The 3,687-nt window shown below is 59.7% G+C and carries 3 protein-coding genes and 1 pseudogene; 1 reads left to right on the top strand and 3 read right to left on the bottom strand.

Annotation, left to right across the window (positions count from 1 at the left end; translation table 11 throughout):
• Window positions 1-350 precede the first annotated feature (350 nt).
• From Q4P21_RS15960 to Q4P21_RS15950, 3 genes and pseudogenes are all read right to left on the bottom strand, one after another.
• A complete protein-coding gene (locus Q4P21_RS15960; RefSeq protein ID WP_303388450.1) occupies window positions 351-2,006 on the bottom strand; it encodes a sodium:solute symporter in 1,656 nt (551 codons plus the stop codon).
• Window positions 2,003-2,533 carry an OsmC family protein gene (locus Q4P21_RS15955; RefSeq protein ID WP_303389704.1) on the bottom strand — a complete coding sequence of 177 codons (531 nt, stop codon included), beginning with the start codon at window positions 2,531-2,533 and terminating at the stop codon, window positions 2,003-2,005. The genes Q4P21_RS15960 and Q4P21_RS15955 overlap by 4 nt, the downstream gene beginning before the upstream one ends.
• A 606-nt stretch (window positions 2,534-3,139) precedes the next feature.
• A pseudogene (locus tag Q4P21_RS15950) lies at window positions 3,140-3,454 on the bottom strand (helix-turn-helix domain-containing protein); the annotation flags it as partial.
• Window positions 3,455-3,495: 41 nt separating this feature from the next.
• Here Q4P21_RS15950 and Q4P21_RS15945 point away from each other — a divergent pair.
• On the top strand, window positions 3,496-3,687 hold a 192-nt coding region (locus Q4P21_RS15945; RefSeq protein WP_303389703.1), incomplete at its 3' end, for a hypothetical protein.

Raw genomic sequence — 3,687 nt, 5'->3', positions numbered from 1 at the left:
TGCTGCCTAACCCAAAAGAAACTAACCAACTGTCCCAGATCCTTGACACACCTCAGACACCAAGCAATCACAGAAAGCCGCCACCGCTCACTGAAACCCATAGGACGGACCGATCTTTTTCTCGGACTTTACGGGCTGTCATAAAGGATCATTTTGGACTGGTTGATGAGGGCTGACATGCAGGCAGACCTGTCAACGCTCGCCGTGGTTGATTGAAGCAGGCCCAAGGGTGCCCCGGCAGGTCACAGGGGCGCTGGTTGTCTCGTTGGGCGGTACTGAAATGTTAACGCGGCACACACCGGTCTGTGCCTGTTCCCTCGTTCCGGATTTTGCGGGCTGGTCCTGGCCGGTTAGTCGCGCACTAGGACTCCGGTCGTTGTCCTGGTGTCTGCCTCGGTCGGCACCTTGGATCGTCCGTCAGGAACCGTCTCTGTGAGTAGGAACGCTGTAGTGGCGCCGAGGGCGACGGTGATGAAGACGGCCAGCCCGGCCAGGCCGGAGGCATGGAGCCACTGTGCGTTGAGTCCTGCCGCTGCGGTAAATATGAGCCACGCGGTCGCGGCGCCGTAGCCGCGCGCACGCCGGGGTGCTATATCGGTGATCTTAAATCGGGTGCTGGCCAAAGATACGGTTATCAGGACAATGACATTCACGCTCATGCCAACCCAGACCGGGTGGATGCCCCAATGAAAGCTATTCGGTGACCAGCCACCGAGTTGGTACCAGAGCAACCCGGACGCAAAGCCCGTGATCATGGCCGCATGAGCGGCGCGCCGGGTGGCCAGTGGCCAAAAGAAGGCGGCAAGCACCGGCGCCAGCGTTGCCCCGTTGCGCAGCGTCCACGCCAACACGTTCCACCATGCAGACTGTTCGGCGCGCAAGAAAGCAAAAACAATCATGAGCACGGTCAGCAGCACCAGGGACCAGCGGGTGTACCGGATGAGGTCCTGCTCCGTTGCGCGAGGGCGCAGCGCCCGGCCGACGTCTCGGCCCAGGCTGGTTGCACCGGAGAATTGGCAGGGGCCCGCCCAGCCTAGGGCGCACGCCCAGATGCCCAGGAAAAATACGCCCGCCAGCGGGGCCGGCAGCACCTGGGCGATGTAAAGCGGGACGGCGACCAGAGCCAGGCCCTGGTGGGGAACGACGATGGCCGCTGCGGTGCCCAGGATGACACCGACAATGATCAGTGGGAGTCCGAAGCCTGCCGCCATCAGAAGTCCCTTGCGGCCCTCTGACGGTGTGCGGCAGGACATCGTCATCTGGAAAGCGGCTTGGGCCAACAGCACGTTCACAATGAAGGTGCCGAACCAGGCCGCGATCAGCGTGACGCCAGCGCTGGAAAGATCCAGCATTTGCGGTTGTTCAGCTGCCAGTTTCCCAAGCCCTTGGAATCCCGGGTTGATGAAGAAAGCAATGACGCCAACAATAACCATGGCAACGAAAACAATGCAGTTCATGGTTTGCGTGAAGGCAACCGCCCGCATGCCGCCGGACCAAAGAAATATCAGCAACAGAACGGCGGTGAAAATGATCGAGCTGTAAATGGAAAGGCTGGTAAAGGCGTGCAGGGCTGAAGCGAAGGCGATTGCCGTGGCGACAGACCACATGGGAAAAGTGAAGGCTGTAATGATGCCGGCGATGACTTGTGCTCCACGGCCGAACCGGTCCCCAATGATCCCGGTCACTGTTACCACCATCTTTTCTCGCAGGGGTTTCACCAACAACAGGGCGATCAGCAGGATCTGGACGGTTTCTGCGACACCGTACCAGAGCGCTGAAATCCCCGTACGATAGCTCAGTTCCAAAATCGCAATGTAGGAAGAACCGGAAAACAAGCCGGTGATGCAAAAAGCCACAGTCCATGGGCTGAAGGACCGGCCGCCCACGAAAAATCCGCTGTCCTTGTTTCCTGCGGCAGCCCGCCGCTGAATGAGCCGTCCACCGACCACCAGAAGCGCCGTATAGACAACAGCGAAGCCGATGGTCCAAAGCCCCGGGGCAGTCATGCGACTTCCACCCCAGCAGCGAAGGGATCCGTGGAGAATTCCCACACCAATTCCACAGGAACACCCGCGTCACGCAGCAGGTTCAAGGCCGGGCAGCGCTTTTCCACCTGCCTGCGGAGCGTCTCAAGGACGGACGCCGGTGCGTTGGTAACGACCTGGATCCGCAGTGCGTACTCATGGAAATGCGGGGATACTTCCGCAGTGCCCTTAAACCCTCGTGTATCCATGTAAGCCTCGGAAATGGTCTCCACCTGCTTAAGCCGGATGCCCAATTCTCCGGCCACGGTCTCGATGACGACGGTGAGGCAGCCGTTGACAGCACCGGCGATGATCTCCATCGGCGTCGGGGCACTATTGGTTCCGCCCACGGCAACGGGTTCATCGATGCGGAAGTTGAAATTCCGCACATGGACTGCCGTCGTCATGGAACCAAGCCAAGAGCCGGCCGCCCGCACGGGCTTAATCCAAGCGGCGCGCCCCCGCTTCAGCAGGGGGCCAGCGGGGGTGGGAACAAGATTTACCGTCACTAATATCACTCCATCGATCCTGGCGGTAGCACCCTAACGGACCAGTCACATTGTGGTCCAGGGTTGCTGCGGCTTCATTGATCCAGGTCTCTCGGCCGCTCGGGATGGTCAATTACTGATTGAACGGCATCACAGGGCCACTGGCAAATAGTCGTGTAATAAATGACGCTGTGCAGTGCGGCTGCGCTCTTTTCCCTGCCGCAGCACCACCAGAACCCTCACCGTTTCACCCCGTCGCACGCCACCGCCCAGAACTACGGCGAAGACATGGGTAGAAAGTAGACCCTGGCGAGTATGAAGGCTCTTTTAACATCGCCGACAGTGCGCCCGGTAGTGTCATTTTCCGAAGTTGACATCCATGGCCCCCTGTTCGGTGTGTGCCCCCAACCAGACCTCAGAGATAGTATCCACCCATCGGTCAGAATGCCCCCCCCTTTGTCATTGATGGACACATGTTGGCGAGGATCTTCAATCTCAACCTGCCCGGGTCAATCGTGGGAACTGTGAACGGTTTGGTCAACATCCGGATGAGCAGTCTTGACCAGAATGCCCAGCCATAGGGTCATTGCAGCGTCATGCCAGATCGGCGGGGTATGCCGCCGGAAACTAGTCTGCCTGCGACCCGATCCATTCCCGGGCTTCGATCTGGGCCATGCGTCGGTACATGGTGGCCCGGGATATGCCCAGATCCTTGGCTACCTGCGTGCCCGATTGTCCGCCATCGATCAGTCGGCGGGCGTTTCTGATCTGGCTGTCGGTGAACTGTGCCCGGCGTCCGCCCAGGTCCTTGCCGGCGGCCCGGCGCTTGGACACCGAATCGGTGATGCGTTCGCGCTTGATGTCCAGTTCCATCTGGGCTAGGGCTGCCATCACGGTGAAAGTCATCCCGCCCATGGGGGTGGCGGTGTCTACAGTCCCCCCTGTCATTCCCCGGCCTGGGAGCCTACATCAACGATCCGCTAGTGTTCACCTACAACGCGGTCACCGTGATCTACATCGGATTTCTGAGCGCCATCATCACTGGCCCACTCATCAAAGACGCCAGTCGGCCCACTCAGCCGATCAGACGCGTCGCCTCCGCACTACTGGCAATAGGCTTCATATTGGCGATTGTTAGGGGCATCTTGCTACTGACTGGGTTCGCAGTGAACGGT

The organism is Arthrobacter sp. (assembly GCF_030540645.1).
Lineage (GTDB): Bacteria > Actinomycetota > Actinomycetes > Actinomycetales > Micrococcaceae > Specibacter.
Note: the sequence above shows the minus strand (reverse complement) of the source record. Positions and strands in the feature narration are given on the sequence as shown.